Origin of the sequence: Algicola sagamiensis DSM 14643 (assembly GCF_000374485.1) — a bacterium.
Classification (GTDB): Bacteria; Pseudomonadota; Gammaproteobacteria; order Enterobacterales; family Alteromonadaceae; genus Algicola; species Algicola sagamiensis.
In genome coordinates this window covers 91,423-109,232 of sequence record NZ_KB894493.1, presented here as the reverse complement: position 1 = coordinate 109,232, position 17,810 = coordinate 91,423, and the positions used below count along the sequence as shown (strand labels likewise).

The window sequence follows — 17,810 nt, the reverse complement described above, 5'->3', positions numbered from 1 at the left end:
TATGGAACACCCAAAACCAGTGATACAAAAAGAATCGAAGTTATCTGGCGTCTGGTTATTACCTGTCATCGCCCTTGTATTGGCAACCTGGTTGCTTTACAAAGGATATCGGGACTCAGGTATTCCGATCAAAGTTTTCTTCCCTGATGCGCATGGCATCATCGCAAACAAAACAAAGGTGAAATTTCGTGGCATGGAAGTCGGTCGTGTGTCAAAACTCAGCTTGTTGAATGATGGCTCTGGCGTTTATGTTCATGTCGAAATGGCAAAAGAAACAGCGCCTTATTTAACGGATGCATTAAAGTTCTGGTTGGTAAAGCCTAGAGCTGGTGTTGGTGGTATTTCAGGTTTGGAGACTTTAGTTTCGGGCGCTTATATCCAAGTTGATGCGCCGTTTCAACCGACAGGAAAGGAAGCTCGCTTGTTTGACGGCCTGCTCTCACCGCCAGCAACAGAAATTCCTGAAGTTTTTGTGACGCACCGATTGGTTTCTGATGCTGCAAAGAGTATCAGTCCAGGCGTGGGTGTATATTATCGTAAACTATTAGTCGGTGAAGTGCATGATGTTCGCTTGGATGAGGACTTACAAGGTGTGGAGATCATCTTCGCGCTTGAACCACAGTATAAAGACCTGGTGAAGGAAGACTCTAGGTTTTGGAATGTGTCTGGTGTACGGGCGAATATGGGCATGGATGGGATCCTTGTTGAAACTGATAGTGTTACTTCGATGGTGCTTGGAGGAATAGCGTTTAACAGCCCAAAATCATCAGCAGTCGCGAACGAGAATTCTGTATTTCCTTTGTATGAAAGCCTTGAAATGGCAAGAACAGCCATTGAGGTGGATTTGACAATTCCTGCAACAGAGCAGGTCCGAGTTGGAACGAAAATCTTTTTCCACGAATATGAAGCCGGGAAGATCACTCAGCTAAATTGGTCAAAGAACTTTAAGACTCTAGTTGGTAAAGCGAGATTGAACCAACAAGTTGAACCCCTATTGCGTAAAGGAACAAAGTTTTGGATACAAAAAGCAGCCGTAGATTTATCTTCGATTGACCTTTCCAAGCTCATTCAGGGGACGACGATCCAGATAAAGCCGGGACAGGGAGAATATACCAATCGTTTTCAGGTTGCGACAATGCCTCCAGAAATTCAATTCGAAGGCCCAGATCTGGATTTATTCCTTATTACAAAAGAAAGGCAGGGACTGAATGTTGGTACACCAATTGTGTATAGAGGACAAACGATTGGTAAAGTTGAATCGATTCGATTTGAAACCAAAGCACGCCAATTTAAAATTCATGTTGTTGTCGAAGAGTCATACCAAGAACTCATCAGCGATGCGTCTATTTTCTACAACATGAGTTCAGTGAAGTTGAAAGTGGATTTTGACGGTATTGCTGCAAGCATTCCGCAACCAAAGCAAATTCTCACAGGTGCGATTGGCCTTTATTCAAATTCTAATGGCGAACAAAAAACAGGAAAACCAGTGAAAGATGGACACACCTATTCGTTATTTGAAGACTACGATGCTGCAACCAGTGTTTACCCGGAGACAAGTTTTCAGATCCATTTAAACTCAGCGTCTTTTGCATCTCCGACTGTGGGTGCGCCCCTGTTGTATCATCAATTCCAAGTGGGTAAAGTAAAAAAAGTTAGCTTGAAAAAAGATGCATCAGGTACCGAAATACAAGTGATTGTATTCCCAGAATATCAGCAGCTCCTGAAAACAAGCTCTACATTTTGGCTCGCAAGTGGTGTAGACGTAGAGGCAAGTTTGAAAGGTTTAAAGATCTCAACAGGCTCAATCAAATCAGTACTTGTCGGTGGGATTGCCTTCGAAACACCGAGCCATGGCAAGTTCCTGAAGAAGCCAAAAACTTCATTTACATTGTTTGAATCCAAAGATAAAGCAATGGCTAAAGTGCCACAATTTCAACTTACTTTGAAGCGGAATAGCTCTTTGTCTAATGGAGCATCTGTCCAATATCGAGGGCAAAAAATCGGTGAAGTTATTGATTCGACGTGGACACCTGATTTTCAGTCACGTATTTTAAGCGTTTGGGTGGAGCCTTCTTATTTGAAAAAAGTGGCGCGCTCTAACACTCAGTTTATTTTGATGCGACCAGAAATCAGCCTAAGAGGAGTCCAAAATCCAGGAGCGCTGATTACAGGAGACTTTTTATCTGTAGAAGTAGGAAAAGGGGCTGAAAAGTTCTTCTTTGATGTCATTGATGATCCCAGAGATATCCGTCCGGAAGCCAATGCATTTTGGATCACATTGGTTGCAGATGATCTCGGCTCTTTAAAGGTTGGCTCGCCATTGTTATATCGCAAGATAAGAATTGGAGAGGTAAAAAGTTACTATCTAGCTCCTACAGCGAACCATGTTGAAATCATCGTCAATGTTGAGCTCCGCTATCGTTCATTGGTAAAAGACACGAGTAAATTCTGGAATGCCAGTGGACTTCGTGTTGAAGCGAGTTTATTTAATGGCTTGAAAATCGATTCTGAGTCTGTGGAAACAATCGTTGGCGGAGGCATTGCGATTGCGACCCCAGAGGAAGGGAACGTTGTTCAGGCTGGCCATGAGTACTCACTGTACAAAATTAAAAGTGATAGCTGGGACAACTGGCGGCCACACTTAAAAGAAAAACATGCCTTATCAACAGAGTAAAGCCGCTAACGCGGCTTTACTCTTCAATTCATCACGTATGACTTTATTGTCAAACAGGGAATTAATTGACATAAACTCGGGTAACTTTGATTGGTGCTGTCACTTTATAATGTGGCAGCTCATCTTCACCGACTAATTGTCCCATATAAGTCATCCGAATTTCGTAAACACCAGTGTCCAACGCAATACCTTGATCATCTCTCACTGGGATAGTGAGTTGATAATCCATGGTATCCCCAGCGGGTAATGTTCTTGGAGGAAGTATTGTGAAAAAGCTTTTGCCATCACTCCAGCGATTGAGAACATTACCATTGATATCGAGAATTTCCATTTCAACAGGGTACCCTGTGCCATATTTAAACTGAACATCTCCAGATTGATGGTTCGTGACTGATAATGTTGCTGTGATTTCTCGAATATCAGGGTATTTGATATGCTGTGCAGGGAATTGAGCGTTGACATCAATATTGCCGTATTGTTGATGGGGATAATTTTTATTATCGATGTTTGCACGTACAAGTTGGTAATAGTCTGTTCTTAGCTGATAACGGCCAGCTGTGACTGTCCATTGGACCAGACCAATTTCTCTGTCAAACCAAGCACTGTTTAAGCCAGAGCCACGACACGCTTCTTGAAGGTTGAAGTAAACCCGAGTGAGGCCACCATAAGGTGCTTTACCAATCGTCAAATCTGCTTTTTTAGAAAGGATTTCCGTACTCGCAACACAAGGCAATATGTTTTGTTCAAACTTTTGGCCAACATCGGCATTAAAATCGACGAGTAAGTTCTCTTCTTTTGTTTCTGGGTTACGCAGATAAACGCGCCCTGTACCTTCTTCTGAATGAACCCATAGGTCTTGACCCAGGAAGTTCTTCATGAGTTGCCATTTATCGTCGATATCTGAGATATAGACTTGTGATTGGTGTTCTACAGGGCGACCATCAACAACGTTAAGTTTAAATATGGCTTTATCATCTTGTTGATAAGGAAAAAAATCTGCAGCATAGCTAGTAATTGATAGAGCAGAGAGTAGGGTGCTGAGTATCATAGTTTTCATTTTAATTTTCCTTATGTTTTTTCGGATGAATTTTACTCATCTTTTTTTGTTCATCCGACCGAATACTTGAGATCAGATTGGATACTGCTGCAAATCCATACTGCTTGATATTTGACAGGGGAATTATTTACCTGAAAGCGGTCCTTTGTCACGCAAATTTCGCGCAAAATATATTCATTCTATGGATAAAAAAAATTCACAGGAAAAACAATAAGAAAATTAATTTAGATCAATTTGACTTATCTGTTTTTGATCTTTGCCGATAAATAAATTGAAAGGAATGAATGTAAACATGCATGAAATTTGCATGTAAGTGTGCAGCTCATTGGGATCATATCAATTCGATATGAATGAGCGAGGAGGTTGTAATGACGAAAATGCAATATCGAAATTTAGAACAGCGGTACCATGAAACCAGACGCCAAGTTCGTCGCTTAAAAGGTAGTATTTTCTATTTGAGATTGATTATGGTTACTGGCTGGAGCCTTTTTGCAATCGCACAGGCGCAATACTTTCTGAATTAAGCTTGGATGACAGAAGAATATTATGGGCTGGTGATTATTTAAAGCAATACTTTGCTCACCAGCCCGGAAGTAAGAATTTTTTGATTTAAGTCTTTTCCGCAAAACATTCACAAAAAACAGGAACATGATAAACTTTAAAAACATATTTTTATAACAATGAATGTGAATCGTGAAATACCCAATAATTCTGCTTTTATTTGTGTTTAGTTTCTCAGCACATAGTGCGAGTTTTGACTGTCAAAGTCCCACATTGACTGCGACGGAAAAGCGCATTTGTTCAAATCCGACACTATCCCTTCTTGATCAGCGACTCGCTGCGGTTTATCGCTCAGCGAGAACTGTATCAAATGATTTAAAAACACTCAAACGAGGACATGTTTCTTGGATTAAACAAAGAAACCAATGTCAAAATAATGAATGCCTCAAACGAATTTATAAAAAAAGAATGGATTCACTCCGTTGGCAGCCGCATATTTGCCAAGGGTATTTTGATAGTTTTACGCAGTGGAACGGAATAAAAAAACATCCCATCGAACCAAAATACAAAGGTTCGATGAAAGAAATGCTCGCCATGCTCGGTGGTGAGTCACAGTTTTCCAAGGAGATCGTCGCACTTCAATCTTTACCGGGTGAAGCGATGATGTACTCAGGTCAGATCAACGATGACCCAATTGCGGACTATATCCTCATCCTCAATGACGAAAATCAGTGCAGAACCGTCTATACAATCACAAAACTCCCGACAGAAGAACACTATAAGTTGGTTGGTGGAATCGAAACGAATCCAGATGGCAAGATCGGAAAAGTTTGTCCGGGGTCAGACGAATTTGAGTTTCATATGTTGGAATACCAAATTGAAGCACAACCAAAGTTTGTCATGATGCTGCATATGAAGAACGAGGGGATGGGGAGCTATTCGTTATTTCCGATTAGCACCCGGGGTGTGACAGGAGAAATCTGTAAATTCGAGCTGTCATTCAAAAAAATTATGCAGTAACGCGGCCAGATCCCAAGTTGTAAGTTTAATCGGCTCAGCAAGCTTTGTTCAGATTTGATATAATCCGGCCAACTGTGGTTTGCTGAGCTGAATAAGAGATGATCCCGAAAATCTCGATAAAAGAAACCTTGGATAGCAAGGTAAGTGAATTTCTAGATGTTTTACGGCAAAAAGGATTTTGCGGCGAATTGGATGGACGTTATAGTAGTCGCCTGACGATGGCAACGGATAACAGTATTTATCAAAGCCTGCCCCAAGCTGTTATTTTTCCGAAGAGTCAATATGATATCGTTTTGTTGACTCAAATTGCCAACCTGCCTGAGTTCTCTTCAATAACGTTTAGTCCACGCGGTGGTGGTACAGGGACGAATGGCCAGTCATTAACACAAGGTGTTGTTGTCGACCTTTCCCGCCATATGAATCAAATTTTAGAAATCAATCCTGAAGAGGGGTGGGTCCGTGTTCAAACAGGTGTGGTGAAAGATCAACTCAACGAATATTTAAAGCAGTATGGCTTTTTCTTTGCGCCTGATTTATCGACAAGCAACCGAGCGACGATTGGCGGAATGGTCAATACAGATGCATCAGGTCAAGGCTCTTTAGTTTACGGCAAAACCAGTGATCATGTCCTTGAACTCGAAACAGTCCTGATTGATGGAACAGTACTCAAGACACATGATATCTCAGTTCAAGAAGCGGAGGCGCATGCTCACGAGGACTCGTTCATTGGTCAGATCTATACACAAGTCCTTCAAAGCTGCCGTGAGAATAGAGATAAAATTCTTCAAGTGTTTCCCCGTTTAAATCGTTTTCTGACGGGTTATGATTTAGAGCATGTATTTAATAGTGATCTTTCACGGGTGAATTTATCACGACTGATCACTGGATCCGAGGGAACTTTAGGCTTTGTGACAGAAGCCAAATTAAATATCACGCCAATACCAACCTTTAAAACGTTGGTCAATGTCAAATATAACAGCTTTGAATCAGCGCTTCGCAATGCGCCTCTTCTTGTTAAAGCAGAAGCAACTTCCGTTGAAACAGTGGATAGCCGTGTTTTAAATCTCGCCAAGGAAGATGTCATTTGGCATTCGGTGTCTGATCTGATCCAGGACGTTCCAAACCAAGAAATGGACGGTCTGAACATTGTTGAATATAACAGTGAGTCACAAGAGGAGATCGATTCGAAGCTGTCTCACCTTACTCAATGCCTTGATGATTTCATTCAAACGAATCAAGCTGGCGTCATTGGCTATCAGGTGACATCCGATCTGGCGAGTATCCAACGCATCTATGCAATGCGAAAAAAGGCAGTAGGTCTACTTGGTAATGCAAAGGGTACACAAAAGCCAATTGCTTTTGCTGAAGATACGGCGGTTCCGCCAGAGAATCTCGCTGATTTTATCATGGCGTTTCGCGATTTACTCGATGCAAAAAATCTCGACTACGGCATGTTTGGTCATGTCGATGCTGGCGTCCTGCATGTTCGTCCTGCGCTTGATATGTGTGATCCGCAACAAGAGGTGCTTTTAAGGGAGATTTCGGATGAGGTTGTCGCACTGACAGCCAAATACGGCGGTTTAATGTGGGGCGAGCATGGAAAAGGGTACCGTAGCGAATATGGCGAAGCATTTTTTGGTGAAGAATTATTTCTCGAACTCAGAAAAATCAAAGGCGTATTTGATCCAGATAACCGAGTCAATCCAGGGAAGATCTGCACGCCTTTTCACTCCGATGCTGCTTTAGTGAGTGTGGATGATAAGAAGCGTGGGTTTTATGATCGCCAAATTCCAGTTTCTGTTCGGGAAGACTTTCCTGGCAGCATGAATTGTAATGGCAATGGTTTATGTTTTAACTTTGATGTGAAGTCGCCTATGTGTCCTTCCAGTAAAGTGACTAGAGACCGTCGACATTCACCGAAAGGTAGAGCAGGTTTAATGCGCGAATGGCTCAGATTGTTAAGTGAAAAGGGAGAAAACCCAGAGACCATTTATCAACAAACACAGTATGAGCCGATTTGGAAGAACTTGATTACGCGTATCAAGAATGCGAAAAGTGAAGAAAATCAAGATGATTTTAGCCATGAAGTGTTTGAGGCAATGAATGGTTGTCTGGCATGTAAAGCTTGCTCAACTGCGTGTCCAATTAAGGTGGACGTTCCTGACTTTCGTGCTCGTTTCCTCAATCTATACCATACACGTTATGCACGCCCGTTAAAGGATTATCTAGTGGCTTCCATCGAGTCCTCAGCACCTTGGATGGCGAAAGCGGCAAACCTGGTCAACAAAGTGACAGAAGTGCCATTCGTTAAAAAAATCATTGAACAGAAGATTGGCTACATCGATGCGCCAAAATTGAGTGTACCGACGCTGCAAGCGCAACTGGAGCCAGCGCACCACTTTTCATTCGAAACCATTGCGAAACTGTCTCAAGAAGAACGATCAAAGGCAGTGTTGATCGTCCAAGATCCATTTACGTCTTTTTACGAAGCTGAGTTGGTGGTGAATACAGTTCGATTTCTTGAACATCAAGGATTTAAACCTTTTGTACTTCCCTTCAAACCCAATGGTAAAGCGCAGCACGTGAAGGGTTTTTTGAAAACTTTCTATCAAACGGCCAAGTCAGCCGCTGAGTTTTTGAATGATATTTCGAAGTTGGATATTCCAATGCTTGGTTTGGATGCTTCGCTGGTCCTTTGTTACCGGGATGAATATTTGAAAATATTAGGTCAGGAACGAGGTGATTTTCATGTCTTTTTATTGCATGAGTGGCTAGCGCAACAAACCTTAATGCCAATTCAGTCGGATCATCAGCAATATTACTTACTTGGCCATTGTACAGAGAAATCTGCGTTGCCACAGTCAGCTCACGCTTGGAAGAAAATCTACCAGACATTAGGTATAAGTTTAAATGAAGTTTCTGTCGGTTGTTGTGGGATGGCTGGGACGTATGGTCATGAGAAAGAGCAACAAGAAAACTCGAAGTCACTCTATGAGATGAGCTGGGCAGGACCTATTGAAAAACATGGGGTTGAGCATATCGTGGCAACAGGATTTTCCTGTCGATGTCAGGTGAAGCGTATGGAAGGAATGAAGCCGAAACATCCGATAGAGGTTGCTTTACAGCATATTCAAAATCAATAAATGATCACTTGATGTGACAGTAAAAAAGGGGAATATTTATTCCCCTTTTTTCAACGTGTGCATTAAACGTTAAGCTTAAAATTTAGCGTTTATCTACTTTAACGTAATCGCGTTCAGTCTTGCCAGTGTATAGCTGGCGTGGACGACCGATCTTGTGGCCTGGATCGCTGAGCATTTCATCCCAGTGAGAGATCCAACCAACCGTACGTGACATTGCAAAAATTACGGTGAACATACTCGTAGGAATGCCGATTGCTTTGAGAATGATGCCTGAGTAGAAGTCAACATTCGGATAAAGCTTTTTCTCTACGAAGTACGGGTCTTCAAGAGCAATTTTTTCTAGCTCCATTGCAACATCTAACAACGGATCTTGAATATTCAGCTCGTTCAATACTTCGTGGCATGTTTGACGCATGACCGTTGCACGTGGATCGAAATTCTTGTAAACACGGTGACCGAAGCCCATAAGACGGAACGGATCGTCTTTATCTTTCGCACGGCCGATAAACTCAGGAATTTTGTCAACGCTACCGATTTCTTCCAACATCTTCAAACATGCTTCATTGGCACCACCGTGTGCGGGACCCCATAGCGAAGCAATACCTGCTGCGATACACGCATATGGGTTTGCTCCGGATGAACCAGCTAGACGAACAGTCGATGTTGATGCATTTTGCTCATGGTCAGCATGAAGCATAAATATTCTGTCCATTGCTTTGGAAATTGTCGGGCTGACTTTATATTCCTCAGCTGGAACAGAAAACATCATATGCAGGAAGTTTTCAGAATAAGTAAGATCATTGCGCGGGTAAACAAATGGTTGACCAATCGTGTACTTGTATGCCATTGCTGAAAGTGTTGGTAGTTTTGCAATAAGGCGATATGCACTGCGCTTACGTTGTTCAGGGTCGTTAATATCTAGGTCATCGTGATAGAAAGATGACATTGCACCCACAACACCGCAAAGCATCGCCATTGGGTGTGCATCAACACGGAAACCTTGGAAGAAATGTGCAATTTTTTCATGCACCATGGTATGGCGAGTGATCGTGTCTTCAAATTCTTTGAGCTGCGCTTTGTTCGGTAATTCACCGTCTAAAAGCAAATAGCATAGCTCAAGATAGTTGGATTCGACAGCAAGCTGACCGATTGGGTAGCCACGATGCAAAAGCACACCTTTTCCACCATCAATGAATGTGATCTGAGACTCGCAGGATGCGGTTGCTAAAAATCCTGGATCAAAGGTGAAGTGACCTTGTTTGCCTAATGTGCGCACATCGATAACATCTTGGCCAGCTGACCCGGACATAATCGGCAACTCAAATGACTCTTGTCCATCGATCTGGACCGTCGCCTTTTTATCTGCCATTTTCTGTCTCCTTTATCTCTTTCGATTTATTGTAATCTAGTGATCGATTCTATGCTCTGTTCTGAGCAAATATTCTATTCTACTCCTAATTTATCAAGAAAAGTCAATTTTATTGCATAAATGCTCAGATAATAGACGTAATTTCACAAACTCACCGAAAGTTTGATTAAAAAGTAATCTCAAATTATTAATAAATAACAATAATTGTCATGACAACGTTGAGTAATATATACTGTGCGCGTTTTAAAATCCTATGTAAACTTTGCTGGTGCCATTCTTATGTCTGAATCTATTCAACCGAGAACTGGTATTTTCTGCAAGGTGACATCTATCCTATAGGTTGTGTAAGTATGAGCTCTTTGGGCTAAGATGGGCAATTACCGTGAAAAAACAAAGACCAGTTAACCTCGATTTAACTACCGTGAGTTTCCCTGCGTCGGCTGTGGTTTCGATCCTGCATCGTGTCACTGGCGTAGCACTCTTTGTCGCGTTGACTTTTGTATTTTGGGCTTGGGCAGAATCTCTCAGCTCCCCAGAAGGATTTGCAATGGTCAAGGATATCATGCAGTCATTCCTCGCAAAATTTATTGCTTGGGGAACACTTGTTGTTCTTGTTTATCACCTATTAGGTGGTATCCGCCACATGTTTATGGACATGGGGCATTTTGAAGAATTACATTCCGGCAATTCCAGTGCGTTATTCATCATGGCATTGACGGTTGTTCTCGCAATAGTGCTAGGGTGGTGGCTATGGTAGTCAATGACGCTTCTTTAAAACGCAATGGTGTGCAGGATTTCGTATCTTTGCGCGCAACTGCGATTATCCTTGCAAGCTACGCGATTTTTATCGTTGGCTTTTTAGTTTTAACTCCACAGGTGACGTTTGAGATTTGGAAAGGCCTTTTCTCAGGCATGGGCGTAAAAATATTTACGCTTCTCGCAATCCTCAGCATGATGATCCATGTTCGTATCGGCTTATGGCAAGTTTTAACAGACTACATCAAGTCTGCGATGCTTCGTGCTGTACTGCAATTTATCCTCAACGTCGTTGTTTTTGCTTATGTAGCGACAGGCTTATTTGTTCTGTGGGGTGTTTAAGTGAATATCCAAGTACATGAATTTGATGCGGTAGTCATCGGTGCAGGCGGCGCGGGAATGCGTGCGGCACTTCAAATATCAGAATCAGGGAAGTCATGCGCGCTATTATCCAAAGTTTTCCCAACTCGCTCACACACGGTATCAGCGCAGGGTGGGATCACTGTAGCTCTCGGTAATTCCCACGAAGATAATTGGGAATGGCATATGTTCGATACAGTCAAAGGCTCCGATTATATTGGTGACCAAGACGCGATTGAATACATGTGTAAAACAGGCCCTGAAACAATTATCGAACTCGAAAATATGGGCTTACCTTTTTCTCGTTTCGATAATGGTAAAGTCTATCAGCGTCCATTCGGTGGTCAGTCGAAGGCGTTTGGTGGCGAGCAGGCAGCTCGTACCGCAGCAGCAGCTGACCGTACAGGTCACGCATTACTTCATTGCTTATACCAACAAAATGTGAAAAACAAAACGAAGGTATTCAGTGAGTGGTATGCACTTGATTTAGTGAAGAACCAAGACGGTGCTGTTGTTGGTTGTACTGCGATTGATATTGAAACTGGGCAGGTTGTTTACTTCAAATCGAAAGCCGTTGTCCTTGCAACAGGTGGTGCTGGTCGTATTTATGCATCAACAACGAATGCCCATATCAACACAGGTGACGGTGTCGGTATGGCGCTGCGCGCTGGTATTCAATTGCAAGATATGGAAATGTGGCAGTTCCACCCAACGGGGATTGCAGGCGCTGGTGTTCTTGTCACCGAAGGCTGTCGTGGTGAAGGGGGTTACCTCTTGAACAAAGACGGTGAGCGCTTTATGGAACGCTATGCACCAAACGCGAAAGACCTTGCGGGTCGTGATGTTGTTGCTCGTTCAATGATGACAGAAATCCGTGAAGGCCGCGGCTGTGAAGGTCCATGGGGTCCTCATATCAAGTTGAAACTTGATCACCTTGGTGAAGAAACACTCAATGCGCGTCTTCCTGGTGTCTGTGAACTTTCTAAAACATTCGCACACGTGGACCCAGCAAAAGAGCCAATTCCTGTTATCCCAACGTGTCACTACATGATGGGTGGTATCCCGACGAATATTGACGGACAAGCGATTTCAATCGATGCACAAGGTAACGAGACGCTTGTTCCTGGTCTATTCGCTTGCGGTGAGATTGCTTGTGTATCTGTCCACGGTGCAAACCGTTTGGGTGGTAATTCACTTCTTGATTTGGTTGTATTCGGTCGTGCGACTGGTCTACACCTTGGTGAAGCGCTCAACAACACACCAATGCGTCAGGCTTCTGACTCTGATCTAGAAGCGGCAATGTCACGCTTCAATCGCTGGGAAAAATCTGAGCCAGGACAAGGTGAAGACCCATTCCAAATCAGAAAAGATCTTCAACAGTGTATGCAGCTCAACTTCTCGGTTTTCCGTGAAGGTGATGCAATGGCGACTGGTTTGAAAGAACTGAAAGAAATCCGTGAGCGTTTGAAGTATGCACGCCTTGATGACAAGAGCAGCGACTTCAATACACAACGTATCGAGTGTCTTGAGTTGGATAACTTGATGGAAACGGCATACTCAACCGCAGTTGCCGCAAACTTCCGTACGGAAAGCCGCGGTGCACATAGCCGCTTCGATTATCCAGATCGTGATGATGAAAACTGGTTATGCCACAGTCTATATACGCCAGAGACGGAAGCAATGACGAAGCGTGAGGTGAATATGTCGCCACATCATCGTGAAGCTTTCCCACCAAAAGTGCGTACCTACTAAGAGGTGTAAGATAATGATTTTGAATTTTTCAGTTTATCGCTACAACCCTGATGTAGATGATGCACCAAAGATGCAGGATTACGAGCTTGAGGTTCCTGAAGGTCGTGACATGATGCTTTTGGATGCATTGATTCTGTTGAAAGAACAGGACCCATCCATCGCATTTAGACGCTCATGCCGTGAAGGCGTTTGTGGCTCTGATGGGATGAATATGAACGGTAAAAATGGCCTTGCTTGCATCACGCCATTATCCGCACTTTCTGGTAAAGGCAAGGTAGTGGTCCGTCCTCTACCAGGATTGCCTGTTGTTCGTGATTTAATTGTCGACATGACGCAATTCTTCACGCAATATGAGAAGGTTAAACCGTTCTTAATCAATACTGACAGTCAACCTCCAGCGAGAGAGTATCTACAAAGCCCAGATGAGCGTGCCAAGCTTGATGGTCTTTATGAATGTATTCTCTGTGCTTGTTGTTCTACATCCTGTCCGTCTTTCTGGTGGAATCCGGATAAGTTTATTGGTCCAGCCGGGCTACTTCATGCTTACCGTTTCCTTGCAGATAGCCGTGATACAGCTACGGAAGAGCGATTAAGCGAACTTGACGATGCATTTAGCGTATTCCGTTGTCACGGGATCATGAACTGCGTCAATGTATGTCCAAAAGGTTTGAATCCAACCAAGGCAATTGGTCATATCAAGTCTATGCTATTAAAACGTGCGGTTTAATACCGCGCGTCATATAAGAATTTTATATCGCCACTTTTTCAAAGTGGCACTAACCTTTTGAAAGAAATCAAAAGAAGTTATTGGAAAATTAAGCGCGATAAAAGGGCAAGAGTAGAAATGCACGAAGGCATAATGAAGGCTTGGCTTGAGTCTTCGCAGTTGAGCGGAGGCAACATGGCCTACATCGAGGAAATGTATGAATCATTCCTTGATAACCCCGCCAATGTATCCGAAGAGTGGAGAGAGTTATTTGGCAGCCTGCCAAAAGTGAATGGATGTGAGGTTGAGTCTAAACATTCAGAAATTAGAGAAGAATTCGCCACCCTCGCAAAAAATAAACACCGAATGGTTTCTGTACCACCTGCAGCTTCTTCTGGTGATGCAAAACAAGTCAAGGTCCTTCAGCTCATTAATGCCTACCGCTTCCGCGGTCACCAGCATGCGAACATTGACCCGCTAGGGTTATGGGAGCAGGAGCGAGTCCGTGACTTAGAACTTCCTTTCCATGATCTTCAAGAAGTAGATAAAAACAAGTCATTTAATGTTGGTTCTTATGCAGTCGGCAAAGATGAAATGACGCTCGGCGAGCTGCATAAATCGCTTGAAAAAACCTACTGTGGATCGATTGGTGCAGAATATATGCATATCACTTCCACAGAGGAAAAACGCTGGCTTCAACAGCGTCTGGAGTCCATCCAGTCAACCCCAAATTTTGATAAAGAGCTCAAAACAAGAATTTTAAAAGAAGTCTCAGCCGCAGATGGAATGGAAAAGTACTTAGGTGCAAAATTCCCAGGTGCCAAGCGATTCTCTCTTGAAGGTGGTGATAGTCTTATCCCATTGGTTAAAGCGCTCATTCATCGTTCTGGCGAGCAAGGTGCAAAAGAAGTTGTCATTGGTATGGCTCACCGTGGCCGCTTAAATGTCTTGGTCAATGTCCTTGGTAAAAACCCATCGGAACTATTTGAAGAGTTTGAAGGTAAACACGACGAAGCGCTTGGTTCTGGTGATGTGAAATACCACATGGGCTTTTCTGGAGACTTTGCGACGAAAGGCGGTAATGTTCACTTAGCACTTGCATTTAACCCATCTCACCTCGAAATTGTTAACCCAGTTGTCATGGGTTCTATCCGTGCCCGTTTAGACCGTCGTGGTTGTACTACAGGCTCATTGGCGCTCCCAATTACCATTCATGGCGACTCTGCAATTGCAGGGCAGGGTGTTGTACAAGAAACATTTAATTTGTCACAAACCCGCGCGTACAAAGTTGGTGGAACCATCCGTATTGTTGTAAACAACCAGGTGGGTTTCACAACATCAAAGCAGGAAGATACCCGTTCAACACAATACTGTACTGATATTGCGAAGATGGTGCAGGCACCGATTTTCCACGTCAATGCCGATGACCCAGAGGCTGTAGTTCTTGCATCTCAAATTGCGTTAGATTTCAGAAATCAGTTTAAACGTGACGTTGTGATTGATTTGGTTTGTTACCGTCGTCATGGCCACAACGAATCTGATGAACCGAATGCAACGCAACCGCTAATGTATCAGATGATCAAGAAGCATCCAGTCCCAAGAAAGATCTATGGTGATAAGCTTGTTCAAGAAGGTACTTTTAGTGCTGAAGAAGTTCAAGCGATTGCTGATGATTACCGAAATCGTCTTGATAAAGGCGACTGTGTTGTTGACGAATGGCGTCCAATGCAAGAGCACTCCGTTGACTGGTCACCGTATATTGGCCATGACTGGGATACACCGTACGATGCGAGTTTGACTGTAGAACAGTTACAAAAGCTGGGTGAACAAATCACAGGCTACCCGGACTCATTTAAACTGCAATCACGCGTAAAGAAAATTTATGATGATCGTCGTAAGATGATTGCAGGCGAAAAACCCCTCGACTGGGGATTCGCTGAGACACTTGCTTATGCATCGATTGTGGATGACGGCAGTCCAATCCGTATTACCGGACAGGATAGTGGCCGTGGCACATTCTTCCATCGTCATGCGGTTCTTCATAACCAAGAGGATGCGTCAACTTTTGTCCCTCTTGAAAATGTCTCTGAATCTCAAGGTAAATTTGAGGTTTACGATTCCGTCCTTTCGGAAGAAGCTGTGCTTGCATTTGAATTTGGTTACGCGACAGCAGAACCTGGTGCACTAGTGATTTGGGAAGCACAGTTTGGTGACTTTGCGAATGGCGCACAGGTTGTCTTTGATCAGTTCATCAGTTCTGGTGAGCAGAAGTGGGGACGCCTATGTGGTTTGACCATGTTACTGCCACATGGATACGAAGGTCAGGGTCCTGAACACTCGTCTGCACGACTGGAACGTTTCTTACAACTTTGTGCTGATCATAATATTCAAGTTTGTATTCCAACAACGCCTGCACAGGTATACAATATGCTGCGTCGTCAAATGGTTCGCCCAATGCGACGTCCGCTTGTTGTGATGTCACCTAAGTCTTTATTGCGACATCCGTTGGCAACATCATCACTGGAAGAATTGAGTGAAGGTGTTTTCCATAACGTGATTGACGAAATTGATGACTTGAAGACGAAAGACGTTAAGCGTGTTGTCTTCTGTAGTGGTAAGGTGTATTTCGATCTACTCGCGAAGCGCCGCGAAGATAAGATTAAAGATGTTGCCATTGTCAGACTAGAGCAGCTTTATCCATTCCCACACGAGGAAATGGACGCGCTGATTGAAAAATACAGCCATGTAAAAGATTTTGTCTGGTGTCAGGAAGAGCCTCAAAACCAGGGCGCTTGGTACTGTAGCCAGCATCATTTCTGGAATTCAATTTCCAAAGGAGCAACATTAACGTATGCAGGTCGACCAGCGTCTGCAGCTCCGGCAGTTGGTTATAAGAAAATTCATGATATAGAACAAGAGGCGTTGGTCAAAGACGCTTTAACTCTCAAGTAATTAGGGTGAAAGGAAAGAATAAAAATGACTACCAATATTAAGGTACCAGTTCTTCCAGAATCCGTTGCTGATGCAACGGTTGCAACATGGCATGTGAAGGTTGGTGACACAGTTAGCCGTGATCAAAACTTGGTAGATATTGAAACTGACAAAGTTGTCCTAGAAGTTGTCGCACCAGAAGACGGTGTGATTGCTTCAATCAGCGAAGAAGAGGGTGCTACGGTACTTGGGGAGCAAGTGATTGCTGTCCTTTCTGCTTCTGCTGGGGACGCAGCACCTGCGCCAGCTGCACAAACAAACAGTGCACCAGCGGCTGCTGCTGATGCAAAAGTCATCGATATTAAGGTCCCAGTACTGCCAGAGTCTGTTGCAGATGCAACCGTTTCAACTTGGCATGTTCAACCAGGTCAATCGGTTTCTCGTGATGAGAATTTGGTTGATATCGAAACAGATAAAGTTGTCCTAGAAGTTGTCGCACCAGAGTCTGGCGTGATCACTGAAGTGGTTCACCCTGAGGGCGATACGGTTCTGGGAGAGCAGGTGATTGCAAAATTGAGCGTTGGTGGCGCAGCTCCTGCTGCAACCAATAGCGCATCTACTGAAGAGCCAGCACAATCAAATGATGCACTTAGCCCTTCTGTTCGTCGCATGATTGCAGAAAAAGGCTTGGATGCATCTCAAATTAAAGGCACAGGCAAAGGTGGCCGTGTCACAAAAGAAGACGTAGAAAACTTTATGAAGCAAGCGCCTGCTGCTAAGCCTGCGCCTACCGCGCAAAAAAGTGAACCCGTTGTGGCGTTGGCTGGTGACCGCACTGAAAAACGTGTTCCGATGACTCGCCTTCGTAAACGTGTTGCAGAGCGTCTACTTGAAGCGAAGCAATCTACAGCCATGTTGACGACCTTCAATGAAGTGAACATGAAGCCAATCATGGATTTACGTAAGCAATACAAAGACATCTTTGAAGAGCGTCACGGCACGCGTCTTGGCTTTATGTCTTTCTACGTCAAAGCGGTTGTTGAAGCGCTGAAGCGTTTCCCTGCTGTCAATGCATCGATTGATGGTGACGACATTGTTTATCACAATTACTTTGATGTGAGCATCGCGGTTTCTACACCGCGTGGTCTTGTTACACCAGTGCTACGTGACTGTGATAAGTTAAGCGTTGCTGAAATCGAAAATGGTATCAAGGCTCTTGCGATCAAAGGCCGTGACGGCAAACTGACCGTTGAAGAAATGACAGGCGGTAACTTCACCATCACCAACGGTGGTGTATTCGGCTCACTACTTTCTACGCCAATCATCAACCCACCGCAAACTGCAATCTTGGGGATGCACAAGATCCAAGATCGCCCAATGGCGGTCAATGGTAAGGTTGAAATCCTACCGATGATGTATTTGGCACTTTCTTACGACCATCGTCTTATCGATGGGAAAGAATCTGTTGGCTTCCTAGTAACGATTAAAGAATTACTAGAAGATCCAACAAGACTGCTGTTGGATGTATAATTTTTTTAGCG

General features: G+C 43.6%; 12 protein-coding genes. 10 read left to right on the top strand and 2 right to left on the bottom strand.

Annotated features, from left to right (window positions below; all coding sequences use genetic code 11):
• The first annotated feature begins 1 nt into the window (after position 1).
• Positions 2-2,674: a PqiB family protein gene (locus C505_RS0106240; RefSeq protein ID WP_018691736.1), complete on the top strand. Its 2,673-nt coding sequence runs from the start codon at positions 2-4 to the stop codon at positions 2,672-2,674.
• 61 nt (positions 2,675-2,735) lie between these two features.
• On the opposite strand, the gene C505_RS0106235 is transcribed toward C505_RS0106240, so the two are convergent.
• Positions 2,736-3,731 carry a BsuPI-related putative proteinase inhibitor gene (locus tag C505_RS0106235; protein WP_018691735.1) on the bottom strand — a complete coding sequence of 332 codons (996 nt, stop codon included), beginning with the start codon at positions 3,729-3,731 and terminating at the stop codon, positions 2,736-2,738.
• Positions 3,732-4,099: 368 nt separating this feature from the next.
• Between C505_RS0106235 and C505_RS24235 the strand changes: the two genes are divergently transcribed.
• The 3 genes from C505_RS24235 (at position 4,100) to ydiJ (ending at position 8,395) form a co-directional block, all read left to right on the top strand.
• Positions 4,100-4,255, top strand: a complete 156-nt coding sequence (locus tag C505_RS24235) for a hypothetical protein (RefSeq protein ID WP_018691734.1) — start codon at positions 4,100-4,102, stop codon at positions 4,253-4,255.
• A 169-nt stretch (positions 4,256-4,424) separates the two neighbouring features.
• Positions 4,425-5,252 carry a lysozyme inhibitor LprI family protein gene (locus C505_RS0106225; RefSeq protein WP_018691733.1) on the top strand — a complete coding sequence of 276 codons (828 nt, stop codon included), beginning with the start codon at positions 4,425-4,427 and terminating at the stop codon, positions 5,250-5,252.
• 98 nt (positions 5,253-5,350) lie between these two features.
• On the top strand, positions 5,351-8,395 hold the full coding sequence (gene ydiJ / locus C505_RS0106220) for a D-2-hydroxyglutarate dehydrogenase YdiJ (RefSeq protein ID WP_018691732.1): 3,045 nt from the start codon (positions 5,351-5,353) through the stop codon (positions 8,393-8,395).
• 82 nt (positions 8,396-8,477) lie between these two features.
• On the opposite strand, the gene C505_RS0106215 is transcribed toward ydiJ, so the two are convergent.
• Complete coding sequence (locus tag C505_RS0106215; RefSeq protein ID WP_018691731.1) at positions 8,478-9,764, bottom strand: citrate synthase; 1,287 nt, start codon at positions 9,762-9,764, stop codon at positions 8,478-8,480.
• A gap of 382 nt (positions 9,765-10,146) precedes the next feature.
• On the opposite strand from C505_RS0106215, the gene sdhC reads away from it, so the two are divergent.
• From sdhC to odhB, 6 genes are all read left to right on the top strand, one after another.
• On the top strand, positions 10,147-10,521 hold the full coding sequence (sdhC, locus tag C505_RS0106210; protein WP_018691730.1) for a succinate dehydrogenase, cytochrome b556 subunit: 375 nt from the start codon (positions 10,147-10,149) through the stop codon (positions 10,519-10,521).
• On the top strand, positions 10,515-10,862 hold the full coding sequence (gene sdhD, locus C505_RS0106205; protein WP_018691729.1) for a succinate dehydrogenase, hydrophobic membrane anchor protein: 348 nt from the start codon (positions 10,515-10,517) through the stop codon (positions 10,860-10,862). Before sdhC ends, sdhD begins: the two co-directional genes overlap by 7 nt.
• Positions 10,863-12,632 carry a succinate dehydrogenase flavoprotein subunit gene (gene sdhA, locus C505_RS0106200; RefSeq protein ID WP_018691728.1) on the top strand — a complete coding sequence of 590 codons (1,770 nt, stop codon included), beginning with the start codon at positions 10,863-10,865 and terminating at the stop codon, positions 12,630-12,632.
• 13 nt (positions 12,633-12,645) lie between these two features.
• Positions 12,646-13,359 (top strand): succinate dehydrogenase iron-sulfur subunit, encoded by a 714-nt coding sequence (locus tag C505_RS0106195; RefSeq protein WP_018691727.1) that lies wholly within the window; start codon positions 12,646-12,648, stop codon positions 13,357-13,359.
• Between the two features lie 117 nt (positions 13,360-13,476).
• Positions 13,477-16,290: a 2-oxoglutarate dehydrogenase E1 component gene (locus C505_RS0106190; RefSeq protein ID WP_026317785.1), complete on the top strand. Its 2,814-nt coding sequence runs from the start codon at positions 13,477-13,479 to the stop codon at positions 16,288-16,290.
• 24 nt (positions 16,291-16,314) lie between these two features.
• Complete coding sequence (odhB, locus tag C505_RS0106185) at positions 16,315-17,799, top strand: 2-oxoglutarate dehydrogenase complex dihydrolipoyllysine-residue succinyltransferase (protein WP_018691725.1); 1,485 nt, start codon at positions 16,315-16,317, stop codon at positions 17,797-17,799.
• Positions 17,800-17,810 lie beyond the last annotated feature (11 nt).

What these genes read in the sequence shown, in the direction of transcription:
- C505_RS0106240 (WP_018691736.1), top strand. Translation starts at nt 2, where the DNA reads ATGGAACACCCAAAACCAGTGATACAAAAAGAATCGAAGTTATCTGGC.
- sdhD (WP_018691729.1), top strand. Translation starts at nt 10,515, where the DNA reads ATGGTAGTCAATGACGCTTCTTTAAAACGCAATGGTGTGCAGGATTTC.
- ydiJ (WP_018691732.1), top strand. Translation starts at nt 5,351, where the DNA reads ATGATCCCGAAAATCTCGATAAAAGAAACCTTGGATAGCAAGGTAAGT.
- C505_RS0106190 (WP_026317785.1), top strand. Translation starts at nt 13,477, where the DNA reads ATGCACGAAGGCATAATGAAGGCTTGGCTTGAGTCTTCGCAGTTGAGC.
- C505_RS0106215 (WP_018691731.1), bottom strand. Translation starts at nt 9,764, where the DNA reads ATGGCAGATAAAAAGGCGACGGTCCAGATCGATGGACAAGAGTCATTT.
- odhB (WP_018691725.1), top strand. Translation starts at nt 16,315, where the DNA reads ATGACTACCAATATTAAGGTACCAGTTCTTCCAGAATCCGTTGCTGAT.
- C505_RS0106235 (WP_018691735.1), bottom strand. Translation starts at nt 3,731, where the DNA reads ATGAAAACTATGATACTCAGCACCCTACTCTCTGCTCTATCAATTACT.
- C505_RS24235 (WP_018691734.1), top strand. Translation starts at nt 4,100, where the DNA reads ATGACGAAAATGCAATATCGAAATTTAGAACAGCGGTACCATGAAACC.
- C505_RS0106195 (WP_018691727.1), top strand. Translation starts at nt 12,646, where the DNA reads ATGATTTTGAATTTTTCAGTTTATCGCTACAACCCTGATGTAGATGAT.